The 17644-nt window shown below is 58.3% G+C and carries 19 protein-coding genes; 5 read left to right on the top strand and 14 right to left on the bottom strand.

Annotated elements, in window-relative coordinates:
• Positions 1-15: 15 nt before the first annotated feature.
• The 11 genes from IBX59_RS03610 to bhcR all read right to left on the bottom strand — a co-directional run bounded on the left by IBX59_RS03610 (position 16) and on the right by bhcR (position 8889).
• Entirely contained in the window at positions 16-1047 is a 1032-nt protein-coding gene (locus IBX59_RS03610; protein ID WP_296372493.1) for a TRAP transporter substrate-binding protein, read from the bottom strand.
• 24 nt (positions 1048-1071) lie between these two features.
• Entirely contained in the window at positions 1072-1896 is an 825-nt protein-coding gene (locus IBX59_RS03605; RefSeq protein ID WP_296372490.1) for a putative hydro-lyase, read from the bottom strand.
• 78 nt (positions 1897-1974) lie between these two features.
• Entirely contained in the window at positions 1975-2865 is an 891-nt protein-coding gene (locus IBX59_RS03600; RefSeq protein WP_296372488.1) for a LysR family transcriptional regulator, read from the bottom strand.
• A gap of 69 nt (positions 2866-2934) precedes the next feature.
• Positions 2935-4662, bottom strand: a complete 1728-nt coding sequence (locus IBX59_RS03595) for a SulP family inorganic anion transporter (protein ID WP_296372486.1) — start codon at positions 4660-4662, stop codon at positions 2935-2937.
• 118 nt (positions 4663-4780) lie between these two features.
• Positions 4781-5200 (bottom strand): TIGR01244 family sulfur transferase, encoded by a 420-nt coding sequence (locus tag IBX59_RS03590; RefSeq protein ID WP_296372484.1) that lies wholly within the window; start codon positions 5198-5200, stop codon positions 4781-4783.
• A gap of 16 nt (positions 5201-5216) precedes the next feature.
• Entirely contained in the window at positions 5217-6098 is an 882-nt protein-coding gene (locus IBX59_RS03585; RefSeq protein WP_296372482.1) for an MBL fold metallo-hydrolase, read from the bottom strand.
• A 26-nt stretch (positions 6099-6124) separates the two neighbouring features.
• On the bottom strand, positions 6125-6559 hold the full coding sequence (locus IBX59_RS03580) for a YeeE/YedE family protein (protein ID WP_296372481.1): 435 nt from the start codon (positions 6557-6559) through the stop codon (positions 6125-6127).
• Between the two features lie 4 nt (positions 6560-6563).
• Positions 6564-6995 carry a YeeE/YedE family protein gene (locus tag IBX59_RS03575; protein WP_296372479.1) on the bottom strand — a complete coding sequence of 144 codons (432 nt, stop codon included), beginning with the start codon at positions 6993-6995 and terminating at the stop codon, positions 6564-6566.
• Positions 6995-7210, bottom strand: coding sequence for a DUF2892 domain-containing protein (locus IBX59_RS03570; RefSeq protein WP_296372477.1), 216 nt, complete (start codon positions 7208-7210; stop codon positions 6995-6997). Before IBX59_RS03570 ends, IBX59_RS03575 begins: the two co-directional genes overlap by 1 nt.
• Positions 7211-7300: 90 nt before the next feature.
• On the bottom strand, positions 7301-7972 hold the full coding sequence (locus IBX59_RS03565) for a Crp/Fnr family transcriptional regulator (RefSeq protein ID WP_296372565.1): 672 nt from the start codon (positions 7970-7972) through the stop codon (positions 7301-7303).
• 89 nt (positions 7973-8061) lie between these two features.
• Positions 8062-8889 carry an HTH-type transcriptional regulator BhcR gene (bhcR, locus tag IBX59_RS03560; RefSeq protein ID WP_296372476.1) on the bottom strand — a complete coding sequence of 276 codons (828 nt, stop codon included), beginning with the start codon at positions 8887-8889 and terminating at the stop codon, positions 8062-8064.
• A gap of 161 nt (positions 8890-9050) precedes the next feature.
• Between bhcR and bhcA the strand changes: the two genes are divergently transcribed.
• From bhcA to IBX59_RS03535, 5 genes are all read left to right on the top strand, one after another.
• Positions 9051-10241 carry an L-aspartate--glyoxylate aminotransferase BhcA gene (gene bhcA / locus IBX59_RS03555; RefSeq protein ID WP_296372474.1) on the top strand — a complete coding sequence of 397 codons (1191 nt, stop codon included), beginning with the start codon at positions 9051-9053 and terminating at the stop codon, positions 10239-10241.
• Positions 10241-11212, top strand: coding sequence for a beta-hydroxyaspartate dehydratase BhcB (bhcB, locus tag IBX59_RS03550; RefSeq protein ID WP_296372472.1), 972 nt, complete (start codon positions 10241-10243; stop codon positions 11210-11212). Before bhcA ends, bhcB begins: the two co-directional genes overlap by 1 nt.
• Before the next feature lie 12 nt (positions 11213-11224).
• Positions 11225-12388, top strand: a complete 1164-nt coding sequence (gene bhcC / locus IBX59_RS03545) for a 3-hydroxy-D-aspartate aldolase BhcC (protein WP_296372470.1) — start codon at positions 11225-11227, stop codon at positions 12386-12388.
• 107 nt (positions 12389-12495) lie between these two features.
• The gene (gene bhcD / locus IBX59_RS03540; RefSeq protein ID WP_296372468.1) at positions 12496-13464 is read left to right on the top strand and encodes an iminosuccinate reductase BhcD; all 969 of its coding nucleotides are present in this window, start codon (positions 12496-12498) and stop codon (positions 13462-13464) included.
• A 139-nt stretch (positions 13465-13603) separates the two neighbouring features.
• Entirely contained in the window at positions 13604-14194 is a 591-nt protein-coding gene (locus IBX59_RS03535) for a rhodanese-like domain-containing protein (RefSeq protein WP_296372466.1), read from the top strand.
• A gap of 58 nt (positions 14195-14252) precedes the next feature.
• Here IBX59_RS03535 and IBX59_RS03530 read toward each other — a convergent pair whose 3' ends face one another.
• The 3 genes from IBX59_RS03530 to puuE are packed head-to-tail and all read right to left on the bottom strand — an operon-like array spanning position 14253 to position 17624.
• Positions 14253-15710 carry a nucleobase:cation symporter-2 family protein gene (locus tag IBX59_RS03530; RefSeq protein WP_296372464.1) on the bottom strand — a complete coding sequence of 486 codons (1458 nt, stop codon included), beginning with the start codon at positions 15708-15710 and terminating at the stop codon, positions 14253-14255.
• A 37-nt stretch (positions 15711-15747) separates the two neighbouring features.
• Positions 15748-16227 (bottom strand): ureidoglycolate lyase, encoded by a 480-nt coding sequence (locus IBX59_RS03525; RefSeq protein WP_296372462.1) that lies wholly within the window; start codon positions 16225-16227, stop codon positions 15748-15750.
• Complete coding sequence (puuE, locus tag IBX59_RS03520) at positions 16224-17624, bottom strand: allantoinase PuuE (protein WP_367119354.1); 1401 nt, start codon at positions 17622-17624, stop codon at positions 16224-16226. The genes IBX59_RS03525 and puuE overlap by 4 nt, the downstream gene beginning before the upstream one ends.
• Between the last annotated feature and the right edge of the window lie 20 nt (positions 17625-17644).

Below are 17644 nucleotides of genomic sequence, written 5' to 3'. Positions count from 1 at the left end.
CCCCCTTTTTACGGTTTAGTTGATGGTCACACCCACAACCTGACCCACGCTATCGTTCCAACGCACGGCCCAGTCGCCACCAGCGCGTTGGGCCCATTCAGGCAACACTTCGGTGGTCAGAATTTCACGCGCCTTGGCGAAATCGGCTTCGGATGCTTCAACCAGCACCATCGACCGCGCCTCGCCCGATGGGCATTCACCGATACCAGTCAGGCAGGCGATGTCATTGACCAGCGAATCCTGCGCGCTGGCCCAGGCAGGGTCTTCAAAACCGGTGACGATCTGTTCCTGAAGCAGCGTTTGCGTTGCCGCATCCAGACTGTTCCATTTGTCCATGTTCATCGCCGTGACAACTGAATCCCAGCCACCCAGCGGTAGCGGCAGCAGATGTGTGGAGACTTCCCACCAGCCAGCAGAATAACCCGATCCGGCCCCCGTGACAGCACAATCAACAACGCCGTTCTGAAGCGCACCCGGCACCTCGGCGAATGACACGTTGACACCCTCGGCACCCAGCGCCTCTAGCAATTTGGCCGTCATCCGGCCAGAGGCGCGGACCTTCAGGCCCTGCATGTCGTCAAGGCCGGTAATCGGCTTGTTGCAAAAAACGATCTGTGGTGGATAGGGCGCGATCGCCAGCACCTTGGAATTGAAACGGTCGCGATAGATGTCATCGACCATCGGGCGGGCGGCTTCGACCATGGCGCGGGCCTCATCTGCGGTCAGCGCGACCAGCGGCACATCCAACCCTTCCAGTTCGGGTGCGTCGGCAACGGCGTAATCGGCCACGGTCATGGCCACATCATAAACACCCTGCCCCAACAGCGGATAGATATCGCCCAGACCCAGCCCCATCTGGTTATGCGTGGTCAGTTCAACGGTGATCGTGCCATCGGATGCAGCGGGCAGGATTTCGCTCCAGAACGGTGCTTCATAGGCGCCATGCAGCGGCAGGCTTGACCAACTGCCGACAACCGAAAAGTTTTCAGCATGCGCTGGTAAAACCAGTGCTGTTGTTGCCGCAAGGGCCGCGAGTGTGATACGCATTGTATGTCTCCTTGTTGGTGTCTGTTATTGGGTATTCAGAACGGTGGTTTCCGCGTCTTCGGCCACATCCGCGATCAGCATGTGACCAGGCGCATGGGTGATGCAAATCGGCAGCCGGGCATCCAGCAGCACGTTTTGCGGAGTCACGCCGCAGGCCCAGTAAACCGGCACTTCGCCGGTGCGAATTTCAACCGGCTCGCCCCATTCGGGGTGCGCCAGATCGTTTATTCCAATGTTTACAGGGTCGCCTGTCGCAATCGGCGCGCCGTGCGCTTGCGGAAAGCGTGCGCTGATCTGATGCGCGGCGTCAACCTGTTCCGCAGGGATCGGGCGCATGGTCACAACCATTTCCCCCGCAAACGGCCCGGCAGGCACCAGCGGAATATTGGACCGATACATCGGCACATTGCGCCCCATTTCGATATGCCGCACCGGGATGTCCGCGCGCATCAGCGCATTTTCAAAGGTAAACGAACAGCCCAGCGCAACCGTGACCAGATCATCGGCCCAGAGGTCTGTAATATCGGTCGTTTCTTCGGCCAGCACACCATCGCGGAACACACGATAGCGCGGCACATCATGGCGAATATCAATGTCATGGCCCAGCGTCGGCAAAAACGGATTGCCGGTGTCGCTGGCCCCGACAATCGGGCAGGGCTTGGGGTTGCGCAGGCAAAACCGCAGAAAATCCAGCGCATAGCGTTCAGGCAGAATTGCCAGATTGCACTGCAACTTGCCCGCCGCCAAACCAGAGGTTTGCCCGGCATATTCCCCTGCTCGAATGGCCGCACGCACATCTGGTGCAGACTGCCCAACAAGATCACGATGCGTATAGTTGGCTTTGACCATTTCGTGCCTTTCCTTGTCGGGAAAAGTCTTTCACAGGATCAAGCATTCAGGCAAATTATCATTTTAGATCAGGTGTGATCAATTTTTTGAATATTCCCGATCAATCCTATCCCATTCCCTTGCCACATCGGACGCGATTTGCGCGGAATCTTCAACCAGAAAACTGCGCGGCTCTGCGACATAAGAGGCGGTAAACCGCAGCGGTTGCGGATAGATGCCCGCATCAAATTCAACGATCCGCCCCGCGTTCAACAGTGGCAATGCCAAAGCCCGTGGATATGGGCCAACGGCGATACCTTCAGCGATCATCTTAAGGCTGGCCGACAGCGAGGCAGAGGCAAAGACCCGCACCTGCGGCCCATGCAGCCGTGACAATTCCGACATCAATTCGCGATAGGGCCGGGTTTGGCTGGAATAAGAAATGACAGGGATCTGCGTCAGGTCCGTCTGCGGGTTCGACACCGCACGATACCAGTGCAGGTAAAAGGACGGCAGCAGCACATTCTGCACGGAAAATTCTGAAATCGGCCCCATCAGAAATACCAGATCAATCCGCCGTTCCAGCAGTGCCGCCCGCAAATTCAACGAGATATCAACCGTCAGGTCCATATTGACCCGCGGGTATTTTTCGCTGAACGCCTTCAGAAAAAGCGGCAGCCACGACTGCGCAATTGTTTCCGATGCACCGATCCGCAGCAGCCCTTCGGATTCCGACGAATTGGCAACGCGCTGTTTGATTTCTTCTTCGACGAACAGCATTTGTTCGGCATAGGTCAGCAACAGCGACCCTTGCCGCGTCAGCACCAGCGCCCCCTGCCCACGTTCGAACAAAGGCGCACGCAGCTCGTCCTCTAGGTTGGCGATCCTTGTGGATACGGCAGGTTGCGACAGGTGCAGCCGATCAGCGGCCTTGCGAAACCCACCCAGTCGCGCCACCCATAGAAAGGTTCTGATCTGTTCAAAAGTCATGGCCCATCCAGTTTATTGATCAGAATTATACCCGGTCAATAACATAGACAGCCATACCTGTCAGCGGCATCAGACCGTCGCGGGGCTGTCTTTGACGTGTCTGGCGGCTTCGAACTGGCTCAGGAACACTTCGCCGGTCAATTCTTCAAGAAAATGCGACATTTTCAATCGGTCCATGACGGGGCCCTTCACCTCTGACATGTGCAGTTTCACGTCCATTTCGGCCAGCCGGGTATTGATCGCCTCTAGCGATTCCAGCGCACTCAGGTCGATTTCGTTGATCGCGGAACATTGCAGGATCACGTGTCGGATGTTTTTATCCTTGGCCACGCGGGCATGCACGTAATCTTCCAGAAACCGGGCATTTGCGAAATACAGGCTTTCGTCCATACGCAGCGTCAGCACCTTGGGGTCGGTTTCCACTTTGTGGCGCAGCACGTTGCGGAAATGTTCGGTGCCAGGGACAAGGCCCACTTCGGCGATATGCGGGCGCGAGGATTTGTAAAGATGCAGCAAGACCGACAGGGCAACCCCAGCAGACACCCCTGCCTCGACCCCGACGCCCAGCGTTAGCAAGATCGTCGCAAGAACGGCGGAAAAATCAGCCTTGGAATAGACCCAACTTCGTTTCAGAATGCTGAAATCCACAAGGCTGAGGACAGCAACGATGATCGTCGCGGCCAGTGTCGCCTTGGGCAGGAAAAAGATCAGCGGCGTCAGTGCGACAGCGGCTATCGCCAGCCCGATGGCGGTATAGGCGCCCGCCGCAGGCGTTTCAGCCCCTGCGTCAAAGTTGACGACCGACCGCGAAAAACCGCCCGTGACCGGAAAACCACCGGTAAAGGCCGCACCCACGTTCGCCGCGCCCAGCCCGATCAGTTCCTGATCGGGGTCGATACGCTGGCGTTTCTTGGCAGCCAGTGTTTGCGCGACCGAAATGGATTCCACAAACCCGATGATCGAAATCAGAAAGGCAGGCAGCAAAAGCTGGCGCAGCAGGTCCGGCGAAAACGATGGCATCGTCAGTGGTGGCAGGCTTTGGGGGACATCGCCCACGATCTTGACCCCGGCGTCTGACAGGTTCAGCCCCCAAACGGCGACTGTGGTGGCAACGACAGCGGCAACCGGGCCGGCCTTGGTAATCACATCAGCCAGCCCTGCGCCCACACCCATCTTGCGCAGCAACGGTTTCAGCCCTTTGCGCACCCAGAACAGAAACGCTGTCGCGCTGATCCCGATGATGGCTGTCATCCAATGGATTTGCCCCAGATGGCTGACCATTGACACAACCAGATCAAGCAGGTTGTGACCCGAAGCTTCAATCCCCAGAATATGTTTCAACTGACTGGCGGCGATGATGATCCCCGATGCGGTGATGAAACCCGCAATCACCGGGTGCGACAGGAAATTCGCAACAAACCCCAGCCGCAGCAGCCCCATCGCCAGCAAGATTACCCCAGATAGCCCTGCCAGCGACAACGCCGCCACGGCATAGCCCATGGTGCCCAGTTCCGCGATATTGCTCAGCGCCGCAGCCGTCATCAACGATACAACGGCAACCGGCCCGACGGCCAGCGCACGGCTGGTACCAAACACTGCGTAAAGAATGATCGGCGCGATGGATGCATAAAGCCCCGCCTCGGGCGGCAGCCCCGCCAGCAAAGCATAGGCCAGCGACTGCGGGATCAGCATGATCGTTACGATCACAGCCGCGATCATATCGTTGCCAAAGGCTTTGCGGTTATAGGTCCGGCCCCAGTCAAGAATGGGCAGGTAGCGGGTCAATTGTGCCGACATGGGGACGCTCGATTTCAATCAAAAGGTGAGGCGCGCGCACCCCGCAGTCTGTTGGGTGGCGGTCATGGAAAACATTGGGAAAGGGCCGGACAAGCCGGCCTTCGCCCTTTCGTGAAGATCATTGCGAATGCCCAAAGGCCGCAAGCGCCCCGGTCACGTCATATCCTGCCGCGGCGGCAGTCTTGGCGATTTCGGCAGCGGGCATCCGCGGGGCCATGGCCAATGACCAAAGTGTCGCTGACCTTGTTCCGCTGCGGCAGTAAGCCAGCGTCGGCCCCGGCAATTCCTCTAGGGACTTGCCAAAGGCTGTTGCATCGCTTTCGCTCATCCTGCCTGACACAATGGGCTGATAAACCGCCATGATCCCCAATGCGCGGGCCGCAGCGGCAACATCCGCGAAATCGGGCTGATCGGCACCTTCGCCATCGGGCCGGTTACAGATGAGCGACCGAAACCCTGCGTCATGCACCGCCTGAAGATCGGCAGGCATGATCTGAGGCGTGACCGACACAGCTGATGTGAGCTGTTTGATTTCCATCTGCGTCTTCTCCGGATTACAGACCGTTGACAGGGACTTTGAGCATGGGGTTGCCGTCCTTATCCGTCGGGATTTCACCTGCACGCATGTTCACTTGCAACGATGGGATGATCAGTTTGGGCATATCCAGCTGCGCATCGCGTTCGGTGCGGAACTTGATAAAGTCATCGCGCGTCTTGCCGGCACCCACATGGATATTGTGCGCCTTTTCTTCACCAACGGTGGTTTCCCACTGGATGTCGCGGCCGTTCGGGCCGTAGTCATGGCACATGAACAGGCGCATGTCATCGGGCAGGGCCAGCACCTTCTGGATGCTATCATAAAGCTGCCCGGCATCCCCACCGGGGAAATCGGCACGGGCCGACCCGCCGTCAGGCATGAACAGCGTATCACCGACAAATGTCGCATCACCGATCACATGCACCATGCAGGCAGGCGTGTGGCCGGGCGTATAGATAGCGAATGCATCCATATTGCCGATCTTGTAGGTGTCACCATCCTCGAACAGCTTGTCGAACTGTGACCCGTCACGCTGGAATTCGGTGCCTTCGTTGAAGATTTTGCCGAATGTGTCCTGCACGACCATGATCTTTGATCCAACACCGATTTTGCCACCTAGTTTGTCCTGAATGTAAGGCGCGGCTGACAGATGATCCGCATGGACGTGGGTTTCGATGATCCAGTCAAGGGTCAGGCCACGGTCCTGAATTTCCTTGATCAGCGCATCGGCGTGATCATAGGTGATCCGGCCTGCGGCATAGTCGATGTCCATCACGCTGTCGATGATCGCGCAGTGATTGCTGTCAGGGTCTTTCACGATATAGCTGATGGTATTCGTCGCCGCATCAAAATGGGCGGACACCTCTGGTTTAAGGTTCATGTTGACAGGATAAGTCATATTCGGTTCCTTCGTTCTGTCGTTATTCAGGCAGTTGCACTGCGCATCTGGCGCATGCGGTTCATGATGTTGACTGCAAAGATGCCAGCCAGCAGGGCCGCTACAAAGATAAACACCTCGGATTTTCCAGTGCCTAGGGCGGGCAGCGCGCCACCGGGACAGAACCCGGCAATCCCCCAGCCGATGCCAAAGACAGCCGAACCACCAATCAGCGGCAGATCAAGGTCGCGGCGTGTGGGCAGTTGGAACTTTTGCTCCAGCATGGGCGCGGGCCGTTTCAGCACGAACCGATAGCCGATGAATGTCACAACAACGGCGCCACCCATCACAAAGATCAGGCTGGGGTCCCATGCGCCGGCGACATCGAAAAAGTTCAGCACCTTGGCAGGGTTCGCCATCCCGGAAATGGAAATTCCCACCCCGAAAATCAATCCGATGATATAGCTTGCGATCAGACGCATTGGGTTATCCTCCTATCACGTGGCGGACGACATAGACTGTCAGGCCGGTTGTGATCATGAATGTGATGACGGCCGCGATTGACCGCGGTGACAGCCGGGCCATCCCACAGACACCGTGCCCCGATGTGCAGCCAGATCCGTATGTGACGCCAAGTCCTACAATGAACCCACCGATGACCAGCATCGGTGTGGACACAGGCACCTGCACGGCAGGCATCTGACCGGTCAACAGTGATATGACCAGCGGGGCGCTGACCATCCCGGCCAGCACGGCAGCGCGCCATGACCAGTCCGACCAGTTCGCAGGATAAAGCAGACCGGCCAGAACGCCTGTCGCCCCCATGATACGGCCAAGACTGGCCATCAAAAGCACAGAGGCCACGCCGATCAGCGCGCCCCCACCCAGTGATTGCCAGGGCGTAAAGACTGTTTCCATCATTTCACCTTACAAGTTCGAATGCCAAAAATTGTGTAGAGCGGGCAAAACCGCATTGCCGATGTTGCCAGCATCACAATACCAGCGACGATCATAACATAGTTGAGCCAGGTCATTCCAAAAAGGCCCATGCCCCCGATCAGCGGGGCCCCGATCAGAACGACGCCGGCGACCAGCCGCAGCAGACGATCGGCATTTCCAACATTTACAGCCATTTGACTGACTCCTTTTTACTAAATCTGCAATCTGACTACAGAAGCGGGGTCGCTGTGTCGGTGACATTGTCACCGAGCTGCAAAAAAGGCTTAGATATTTTTATCGGCTAAATTTTCGAGCTGTGCGCGATCCAGCAATGTCACAGTGCCGCGCGATTGCGCGATCCACCCGCGCCGCTGAAATTCCTGTAGCTGGCGCGAAATCACCTCGCGGGCGGTGCCCAGTTCGACGGATAGTTTTTGATGCGTTGTTTCAATGCTGTCAGCCCCACCGGAAAGTGCAATCAGCTTTTGGGCAAGCCGCACGTCGACCCGCTGGAACGCCACTTCATCCACCATCAGAAACAGATCGGTGATCCGTTTGGAAAATGCGGCGAAAACAAAACTGCGAAAGGATTTCGACTGCGCGACCAGTTCATCAAAGACGTCACGCGGAACAGCAGCCGCCTGCACATCGGTTTCGGCAATGCCTTCGGCTGAATAATCATCGTATGCCAGCAGGCAGGCGGTGGTCAGAACGCAGCTTTCGCCGGCATTGATCCGATACAAGACAATTTCACGTCCCGTATCAGACACCTGCTGCACGCGCACGGTGCCATCCAGCAGAAACAACATGTTTTCAGGCGATTTCCCCGGCCCGAACACAACTGTGCCGGAAGGCACGGTCAAAATTCTGCTGCGCGCCAGCAAAAGATCCTTTACCGCCGGTTCAAGCCGGGACAGACCGGCAAACCGTTCAATCCAAGCATCTGTCTGGGCCACTTGAGTCACATGATCACCTTTGTTGGCGGCGCCAGAAACCGGCCCGCGTTTGGGTGAATATGGGGTGACTGCGGGACAATTGCCAGCATCTAACCAGCGGGCCGGTTGTTCCCGCCAATCGCCACGGTCAAACGCGCTGCGGCATCCATGACTGGCTGGGCCAGCACCGCAATCTTGTCAGTCGTGATGCGCGTTGTGGGGCCAGAAACGGAAATACCCGCTACCGCCTCTCCGAAGACGTTATAGACTGGGGCGGCGATGCAGCGCATCCCTATGTTACGTTCCTCAGCGTCAATCGCATAGCCACGGGCGCGCGCCGCGTGCAGATCCGCGATCATCGCATCAGGGTCGGTCAGCGTATGCGGGGTGAATTGTTCCAGCTTGCCCTGCGCCAGAACACGCCGCTGTCGCGCATCATCCATCCGGCAAAGCAGCGCCTTGCCAATGCCCGATGCGTGCATCGCCGACACCGTGCCAGGGGGAAAGAACGCGCGGATGGTCGCATGGGTTTCTACCTGCCCCAGAAACAGCACTTGCCCGTCCCGTTCAATGCCAAGGTTGGCGGTTTCGCCGGTTGCGTCCATCAGATCACGCATGATGGGCCGGGCCCGTTCCACCAGCGACGTGCGGCGCAAAAACTGCGACCCGGTCAGAAACGCCGCAGCACCGATGTTCCAGACCTGATTTTGCGCATCAAAATCCACGAACCCCCGCCCCTGAAACGTGGTCAGCACCCGGTAAACCGTAGCAGGCGATTGATCCAGCGCGCTGGCAACCTCTGACAAGGTGCCACCCTGCATGTCGCCTAGCGCCACCAGAACCTCTAGCGCGCGGTCCAGTGACTTGATCGTATTCTGGGGTGCCTTGTCATCCCACGCCTTGGGGCGTCCGCGGCCCCTTTTGACATCATCCTGCATCTTCTGGCCTTTTTGAAATTATTTTTCACATTATGAAAAACACAAACTGCTGACAATAAACAAATTTCTAGAAATTTGTTTATCTGAAATAATTTTTCAAAAAAATTGCATGGCGTGACCGGCTTTGGCACAACACGCTCAACCTAATGGAGGATAGGCGCATGAGCTTTCAAAATCCGGTTTTCATCCCCGGCCCGACAAATATGCCAGAGGCGATCCGCAAAGCCTGCGACATGCCCACGATCGACCATCGGTCACCGCTGTTTGGCAAAATCCTGCACCCCGCACGGGCCAATGTGCAAAAAATCCTGAAATCCGATACGGCAGCGGTGTTCATCTTTCCATCCACCGGCACAGGCGGCTGGGAAACCGCGCTGACGAACACGCTGTCGCGGGGTGATACCGTTCTGGCCGCCCGCAACGGCATGTTCAGCCACCGCTGGATCGACATGTGCCAGCGTCACGGGCTGAACGTGCAGATCGTCGAAACCCCATGGGGGCAAGGCATTCCCACCGACCGCTATGCAGCCGCGCTGGCCGCTGACAAAGATCACAAGATCAAGGCGGTGCTGGCGACCCATAATGAAACCGCAACGGGCGTGAAATCCGACATTGCCGCCGTGCGCCGCGCCATGGACGCGGCAAACCACCCTGCGCTGCTGTTCGTCGATGGGGTCAGTTCCATCGCGTCGATGGATTTCCAGTTTGATGCATGGGGCGTTGATGTGGCCGTGACCGGGTCCCAGAAGGGGTTCATGCTGCCGGCCGGTCTCGCCATTCTCGGGTTCAGTCAAAGGGCGGTTGCCGCCACGACAACTGCGCAACTGCCGCGCACCTTTTTCGACATAAACGACATGACCAAGGGCTATGCCAACAACGCCTATCCCTACACGCCCGCCGTGGGGCTGATGAACGGGTTGTTGCTGGCGACCGAAACCCTTTTGGCCGAAGGGCTGGAAAACGTCTTTGCCCGCCACAGCCGGATCGCATCCGGCGTGCGCGCGGCGGTGGATGCATGGGGCCTGCACCTTTGTGCCGCGACACCGGACCTGTATTCTGATACAGTCAGCGCAATTCGGACACCCGAAGGGTTCAACGCGACCAGTATCGTGACCCATGCCGCAGACAAATACGGTGTCGCCTTTGGCGTCGGCCTTGGTGAAGTCGCTGGCAAAGTGTTCCGCATCGGGCATCTGGGCAGCATGACCGATGTCATGGCCCTGTCGGGGATCGCCACGGCAGAAATGTGCATGGTTGATCTTGGATTGAACATCAAACTGGGGTCTGGCGTCGCTGCGGCACAGGAATACTATCGCGGCAGCGTTGCCCAACGCCTTGAGGACGCAGCATAATGAAAGACCAAAACGACATGTATATCCCCACCTTTGATGATGTGATCGCAGCACACGAACGGATCAAACCCTATATCCACCGCACGCCGGTGCTGACCTCCAGCTATCTGAACGACCTGACTGGTGCGGAACTGTTTTTCAAATGTGAAAACTTTCAAAAGGCGGGGGCGTTCAAGGTGCGCGGCGCATCGAACGCAGTGTTCGGCCTGTCCGATGCAGATGCGGCCAAAGGCGTTTGCACCCATTCGTCGGGCAACCACGCGCTGTCACTGTCCTATGCGGCAGGCCGCCGGGGTATCCCTTGCAACGTGGTCATGCCCCACACCGCGCCAGAGGCGAAAAAAGCCGCCGTGCGCGGCTATGGCGGGATCATCACGGAATGTGAACCATCGACCACATCGCGCGAGGAAGTCTTCGCGCTGGTGCAGGCCAAAACCGGCGGTGATTTCGTCCACCCCTATAACGATCCGCGCGTGATCGCAGGGCAAGGCACATGCAGCCGCGAATTCATGGAACAGACCGGCGGTGTGGATATCATGGTCGCCCCTATTGGCGGCGGCGGGATGATTTCGGGGACCTGCCTGACCCTGTCCAACATCGCGCCCGAGGTGCAGATCATCGCCGCCGAACCCGAACAGGCCGATGATGCCTATCGCAGTTTCAAGGCCGGGCATATCATCGCCGATGACGCGCCGGTCACAATTGCCGACGGGTTGAAGGTGCCGCTGAAAGATCTGACATGGCATTTCGTCCGCAACCACGTCACCGATATTTTCACCGCCTCGGAACAAGAAATCATCGACGCGATGAAACTGACATGGGAACGCATGAAGATCGTGATGGAGCCCAGCTGCGCCGTGCCGCTGGCCACAATCATCAAGAATGCTGAATTTTTCAAAGGCAAACGCGTCGGTGTCGTGATCACCGGCGGCAATGTTGACCTTGATAAACTGCCCTGGATGCAGGGCTAAGGGAGAAAAGATATGAACGACATGAGCAATCTGAAAGACCTCGAAGTGGGCTATGACGTCCCCGCCCTGCCCGGCATGGACGAGGCCGACATCCAGACCCCTTGCCTTGTGCTGGATCTGGACGCGCTGGAACGCAACATCAAGAAAATGGGCGATTTCGCAAAATCGCACGGCATGCGCCACCGGGTCCACGGCAAGATGCACAAATCCGTCGATGTGGCCCTGTTGCAGGAAAAACTTGGCGGGTCATGCGGCGTGTGCTGCCAGAAGGTATCAGAAGCCGAGGTGTTTGCCCGTGGCGGCATCAAGGATGTGCTGGTGTCCAATCAGGTGCGCGATCCGCAGAAAATTGACCGCTTGGCTCGCATCCCCAAACTGGGTGCGCGCGCGATCTGTTGTGTCGATGACATGGCCAATATCGCAGATCTGTCCGCTGCCGCGCAAAAACATGGCACACAGATCGAATGTCTGGTGGAAATCGACGTGGGCGCGGGCCGTTGTGGTGTGCAGTATGGTCAGCCCGTCGTGGACCTTGCCAAGGCAATCGAGGCCGCGCCGGGCCTGAAATATGCCGGCATTCAAGCCTATCAAGGCGCGATGCAGCACCTTGATTCCTACGAGGAACGGCAGGCCAAGACGCAAGTGGCCATTGATCAGGTCGCCGAAACGCTGAAAATGCTGAAAGCCGAAGGGATTGAATCCGATATCGTCGGCGGCGGTGGCACGGGATCGTATTATTTCGAAAGCGCATCAGGCGTGTTCAACGAACTGCAATGCGGGTCTTATGCGTTCATGGATGCCGATTATGGCCGCATTCGCGACAAGGACGGCAACCGGATTGACAAGGGCGAATGGGAAAATGCGCTGTTCATCCTGACATCCGTCATGAGCCACGCCAAGGCGGACAAGGCCATCGTCGATGCGGGTCTCAAGGCGCAGTCGGTGGACAGCGGCCTGCCTACGATCTATGGCCGCGACGATGTGGAATACATCAAATGTTCCGACGAACATGGCGTGGTAGCCGACCCCAAGGGCGTGCTCAAGGTCAATGACAAGTTGAAACTGGTCCCTGGTCACTGCGACCCGACATGCAACGTGCATGACTGGTATGTCGGCGTGCGGAACGGCAAGGTCGAAGTGCTGTGGCCCGTGTCGGCCCGCGGCAAGGCTTACTGATCGCGCGTTCAAATTTCTAGAAATTTGACACGCCCGGCAGTGAATTTTGCCGGTTAAAAAAGGGTCGGCCTGCTGGGCCGGCCCGTTTTTCCAACAAGGACCAAGACATGATTATCGTTCCCGAAAAAGAAATCGCAGGCCTGCTGACCCGTGCCGACGCCTATAGTGCCGTCGAACAGGTGTTCGCGTCCATGTCCAAGGGCAACGCCTACAACTTTCCCGTCATCCGCGAGGCCATCGGCTATGAGGACGCGCTTTATGGCTTCAAGGGTGGTTTTGACAAATCCGGGATGGCGCTTGGCCTCAAGGCGGGCGGGTATTGGCCGAACAACCTTGAAAAACATGGCCAGATCAACCACCAGTCAACGGTTTTCCTGTTCGATCCCGACACCGGCATGGTCAAGGCGATGGTCGGCGGCAACCTGTTGACCGCGCTGCGCACGGCGGCGGCATCGTCAGTGTCGATCAACCATCTGGCGCGCAAGGACGCGAAAGTGCTGGGCATGATCGGTGCGGGCCACCAATCGGTGTTCCAGTTGCGCGCCGCTGTCGAACAGCGCGATTTCGAAAAAATCATCGGCTGGAACTATCACCCCGACATGCTGCCGCGTCTGGCCGATGTCGCCGCTGAACTGAACATCCCGTTCGAGGCTGTCAGCCTGGAAGAACTGGGCGCGCAGGCGGATGTTATCATTTCCATCACTTCGGCCTTTGCCCCATCGCTGATGGACACACACGTGCGCCCCGGCACGCATATTGCCTGCATGGGCACGGACACCAAGGGAAAACAAGAAGTCGCGGCGGCATTGCTGGCGCGCGCCACGGTCTTTACCGATGAAATTGCGCAATCCATCACGATTGGCGAGGCGCAGCACGCCATCGCAGCGGGCTTGATCACACAGGGCGATATCACCGAAATCGGCGCGGTCATCAACGGCACCCATCCGGGCCGCAGCACTGCCGATGAAATCACTCTGTTCGATGGCACCGGCGTTGGGCTGCAAGACCTTGCCGTTGCATCCTCTATCGTTGATCTGGCGATTGCAAAAGGCGTCGCGACAAAGGTGGATTTCTAAAGCCGCGACGCAATATGTGCGCAGGGGTTCATGCAACTGGCCCCTGCGCAACATGATGAACTTGTTATTGATCAATGACGCGGCGGCTATGCGCGGTTAGGTTGCTCTTGCGGCACAAATGCCAAGAGAGGAGACCATCATGAAAACCCTTGCCCTGACCATCGCAGTGACACTTGCCGCAGGCACCGCATTTGCCGAAACCAAGGTGGGCATCACCAGCGACATGCCATCGGCCACGGTCGAAACCCCGAACGGGCCGGTCACCATCGCGCGCATACAGGACACCGACAACGAAGTGACCGGTGAATGGGCGCGCACATCACGGCCCTGCCCCAATTTCTGCATCCAGCCCATGACACCCGCCGAGGGCGTGAAAACCATCGGGGAAATCGAACTGATCGAAATGCTGCAAGACCCCGACGCGATAGTTTTGGACAGCCGCACACCGGATTGGTTTGCTGGCGGCACGATTCCCGGATCGGTGAACATCCCCTATACCTTTATTCTGGATAAACTGGCCCAACTGGGCTGCGAGGCTGATTTCGACGGCTGGGATTGCACCGATGCGAAAGAGGTCGCGCTGTTCTGCAACGGCATCTGGTGCGGCCAGTCACCCACCGCGATCCGCAACATGATCGGCGCAGGGTACCCGGCCGAACGCATTTCCTATTATCGTGGGGGCATACAGGTATGGCGGGTGCTGGGCCTGACAGTCACGGACCCTTCATAACAAAAAATGCTGGCCGCAAGACGGCCAGCATTCATTCCGATCAGTGGCGGATCACCTGTTACTTGCGGCTGGCATGCCCGCCCGAGATTTCGCCCGCACCGTCGATATCCTCTGGCAGGATCAGGTTCAGGATGATCGCAATCACCGCCGCAGGCAAAATACCCGACGCCGCCAGCACCCGCAGCCCGTCGGGCAAAAATTGCAGCGCGTTTGGCGCATCCGGCGCAAGGTTCAGCACCTCAAGTTGCAGGCCCAGACCAATTGACAGGGCAATCGCAAAGATCACCATGTTCCGCTTATTCCATGTCACATCAGACAGCATCGACACACCCGCCGCGACAACCATGCCGAACATCACGATCACACCGCCGCCCAGCACCTCGATCGGCATGGCGCGCACGATTCCGCCAACCTTTGGGATCAACCCGCACAGGATCAGGAAAATCGCGCCGATGGTCACCACATGGCGGCTCATCACGCCGGTCATGGCGATCAACCCGACGTTCTGGCTGAACGAGGTATTGGGCAGACCGCCAAAGATCCCGCCAATCGCTGTGCCGAAACCGTCCGCATAGGTCGCGCCCTGAATCTCCTTGTCGGTCGCCTCGCGGCCCGCGCCGCCCTTGGTAATTCCCGACACGTCGCCTACGGTTTCAACTGCAGAAACAAATGCCATCAGACAAAAACCAACCAATGCCGCAAACGTAAATTCGAACCCGTATTTAAACGGCGTCGGCACCATGAACCATGCCGCGTTGTTCCATTGCTGGGCGACAAAAGCCGTGGTTTGCACCGGCGTTTCCCAAAAAATCGGCGTAATGAACAGCGCATAGAAATAGCCCACGATGATCCCGACCAGCACAGCCGACACCGACAGCATCCCATGCGTAAAGAATTTAAGCCCCAGCGTGACAAAGACCACGACCAAGGCGGCAGACCAGTTCATCCAAGACCCGTATTCGGGGTTGTTGAACGTCTTGGCAGGCACCCCGCCAGCGGCATATTCAATGCCCACCTTAACCAGCGCCAGACCAATCATCGTGACCACCAAGCCGGTGACCAGCGGCGGCAGCGCAAAGCGGATCTTGCCAATTACCGTGCCCAGCAGGGCGTGAAAAATTCCGCCCAACAGAACGCCTGTCAACAGCGCGCCCATCGCCTCTGGCCCCTTGCCGGCGACCAACGGGATCATGATTGGGATAAAGGCAAATGACGTGCCCTGCACAATCGGCAGGCGCGCGCCAACAGGCCCCATGCCGATGGTCTGGAACAGGGTGGCGATACCGGCAAACAACATCGACATCTGGATCAGATAGGTCATGTCGGGAAAGCCCAGCGCGCCCTGATCCGACCCGAAACCGAAACCGGCCGCCCCTGCGATGATGATCGCAGGTGTCACGTTGGATACGAACATCGCCAGCACATGCTGAATGCCCAAGGGGACCGCGCGAACGACCCCCGGAAAATAATTCGGATCACGAAGCTGCTCCGGCGTGCCAATGCTGGCGTTACTCATGGTCTTGTCCCCTGTTGTTGTGCCGGTCTTTTGCCGGTCAGTCGTCGTTAATCACCCTGTAGGGTGTGTCGAAATGATGTTCCTGCAGGTTCGGTCCTTCGCCAATCCGGTCAATTACGGCGAACAGCCCCGGCCCTGACAGCGGCGTCAGCACACCGTGCCAGACGCCGCGGTGGAAATTGATCGCCTCGCCCGGTGCGGTGATAAACGCCTGCGGGCGCAGATCGTCGTCAGCAACCACCACCAGAAACGGCTCCATGCTCATCGGGATAAACGCCTGCGATCCTTCAGGATGCCGTTCGACCATATCCAGCAGGTAAGGCAGGCGCCGCAATTCCGACCGGAACAGGCTGATGCCCACACGCCCGTCGCCCACATCGACCTTGGCGCGGTCATGAAACCGGCCACACAGCCCTGCATTAATGATCTTGTCAGGGTCGCCCGCGCAGTTCAGCACATCGCCAAAGGGCGCAAAGGCCTGCGCGGTCAGGGGCGATATGCGGATGTCGCGGGTCATCTTGGCAACATGTCTTTCAGGCGGTGCAGCGCGATGCGTTCGACCTGATGGCAGGCTTCGGCAAACTCTGAATTCCGGTCATTCTGTAACCGCGCAGCAAAGGCCGCCTTGATCGACGCCTTGTCATGGTCACGCACGGCAATGATGAAAGGAAAGCCGAATTTTTCCGTATATGCCGCATTCTGCGCCGCAAATTCTGCGCGTTCTGCATCGGTCAAAGCGTCCAGACCGGCGCTTGCCTGCTCTGCCGTGCTTTCCGCTGTCAGCCGTTTCGCCGCCGCCAGCTTGCCCGCCAGATCGGGGTGGGCGGTCAGAACGCCCAGCCGCTCTGGCTCTGACGCGGACCGGAACATGCGGCACAGCGCATTGTGCATCCCCACGGCGGTGTCATGCGCAGGGCCCAGTTCCAGCCCATGTGCGCGGTCGGCAATCCAAGCGGAATGTTCAAACACCCCGCCATAGGCCGCGACAAAGGCGTCATGATCCATCTCCGACGGGCGATCAAACCGCTGATGCGGATGCATTGCCGCCCAATGATCGGCAATCTGTTCACGGGTCGCGAACCACACACCGTCATGCCCTTGCGCGTATTCAATGAACTGGCGAAGCGCCTCGACCCGGCCGGGACGGCCGATCAGACGGCAATGCAGGCCGATCGACATCATCCGCCCGCCTTCGCGATACAGCGCGTCGAAACTGGCCCTCAGGTAGTCGAAAAACTGGCCCCCCGCGTTGAACCCCTGCGGCGTGGCAAAACGCATATCGTTGGCATCCAGCGTATAAGGCACGATCAGCTGGTCGTGACAGCCAAATTCGGACCAATAGGGCAGATCATCGGCATAGGTATCTGCGACATAGGCAAACTGGCCGGTTTCAGCTGCCAGCCGCACGGTATTCACCGAACAACGCCCCGTATACCAGCCGCGCGGGGGCGCGCCCACGACCTCGGCATGCAGGCGAATCGCCTCTGCCATATGGGCGCGTTCCAGATCCTCGGGCGCGTCTTTGTATTCGATCCATTTCAGACCATGGCTGGCGATTTCCCAATCCGCATCTTTCATCGCGGCCACCTGTTCGGGCGACCGTGCCAGCGCTGTGGCCACGCCGTAAACCGTGACCGGCAGTTCAGACATCAGACGATGCAAGCGCCAGAAACCCGCACGCGCCCCGTATTCGTAGATGCTTTCCATGTTCCAGTGCCGCTGGCCGGGCCATGCGGCGGCCCCCACGATTTCGGACAGAAACGCCTCTGACGCGGCATCGCCGTGCAGGATGTTATTTTCGCCGCCTTCTTCGTAGTTCAACACGATCTGCACGGCGATCCGCGCGCCACCGGGCCAAGCCGGATCAGGCGGGGTGGCACCGTGGCCAATCATGTCACGCGGATATCTTTGCACGAGGGTGTCTCCTGTTTGTT

The sequence above is a fragment of the Yoonia sp. genome (genome assembly GCF_014859355.1).
In the GTDB taxonomy this organism is placed as follows: domain Bacteria; phylum Pseudomonadota; class Alphaproteobacteria; order Rhodobacterales; family Rhodobacteraceae; genus Yoonia.
The sequence above is the reverse complement of the archived record's forward strand: the minus strand, read 5'-3'. Positions and strand labels throughout refer to the sequence as shown.

Excerpts from the sequence above, each read along its gene's own strand:
- IBX59_RS03580 (WP_296372481.1), bottom strand. The coding sequence starts at position 6,559 with ATGCGTCTGATCGCAAGCTATATCATCGGATTGATTTTCGGGGTGGGA.
- IBX59_RS03600 (WP_296372488.1), bottom strand. The coding sequence starts at position 2,865 with ATGACTTTTGAACAGATCAGAACCTTTCTATGGGTGGCGCGACTGGGT.
- bhcD (WP_296372468.1), top strand. The coding sequence starts at position 12,496 with ATGATTATCGTTCCCGAAAAAGAAATCGCAGGCCTGCTGACCCGTGCC.
- IBX59_RS03535 (WP_296372466.1), top strand. The coding sequence starts at position 13,604 with ATGAAAACCCTTGCCCTGACCATCGCAGTGACACTTGCCGCAGGCACC.
- IBX59_RS03585 (WP_296372482.1), bottom strand. The coding sequence starts at position 6,098 with ATGACTTATCCTGTCAACATGAACCTTAAACCAGAGGTGTCCGCCCAT.
- IBX59_RS03525 (WP_296372462.1), bottom strand. The coding sequence starts at position 16,227 with ATGACCCGCGACATCCGCATATCGCCCCTGACCGCGCAGGCCTTTGCG.
- bhcA (WP_296372474.1), top strand. The coding sequence starts at position 9,051 with ATGAGCTTTCAAAATCCGGTTTTCATCCCCGGCCCGACAAATATGCCA.
- bhcR (WP_296372476.1), bottom strand. The coding sequence starts at position 8,889 with ATGCAGGATGATGTCAAAAGGGGCCGCGGACGCCCCAAGGCGTGGGAT.
- IBX59_RS03610 (WP_296372493.1), bottom strand. The coding sequence starts at position 1,047 with ATGCGTATCACACTCGCGGCCCTTGCGGCAACAACAGCACTGGTTTTA.
- IBX59_RS03590 (WP_296372484.1), bottom strand. The coding sequence starts at position 5,200 with ATGGAAATCAAACAGCTCACATCAGCTGTGTCGGTCACGCCTCAGATC.
- IBX59_RS03575 (WP_296372479.1), bottom strand. The coding sequence starts at position 6,995 with ATGGAAACAGTCTTTACGCCCTGGCAATCACTGGGTGGGGGCGCGCTG.
- IBX59_RS03530 (WP_296372464.1), bottom strand. The coding sequence starts at position 15,710 with ATGAGTAACGCCAGCATTGGCACGCCGGAGCAGCTTCGTGATCCGAAT.
- IBX59_RS03570 (WP_296372477.1), bottom strand. The coding sequence starts at position 7,210 with ATGGCTGTAAATGTTGGAAATGCCGATCGTCTGCTGCGGCTGGTCGCC.
- bhcB (WP_296372472.1), top strand. The coding sequence starts at position 10,241 with ATGAAAGACCAAAACGACATGTATATCCCCACCTTTGATGATGTGATC.
- IBX59_RS03605 (WP_296372490.1), bottom strand. The coding sequence starts at position 1,896 with ATGGTCAAAGCCAACTATACGCATCGTGATCTTGTTGGGCAGTCTGCA.
- bhcC (WP_296372470.1), top strand. The coding sequence starts at position 11,225 with ATGAACGACATGAGCAATCTGAAAGACCTCGAAGTGGGCTATGACGTC.
- IBX59_RS03595 (WP_296372486.1), bottom strand. The coding sequence starts at position 4,662 with ATGTCGGCACAATTGACCCGCTACCTGCCCATTCTTGACTGGGGCCGG.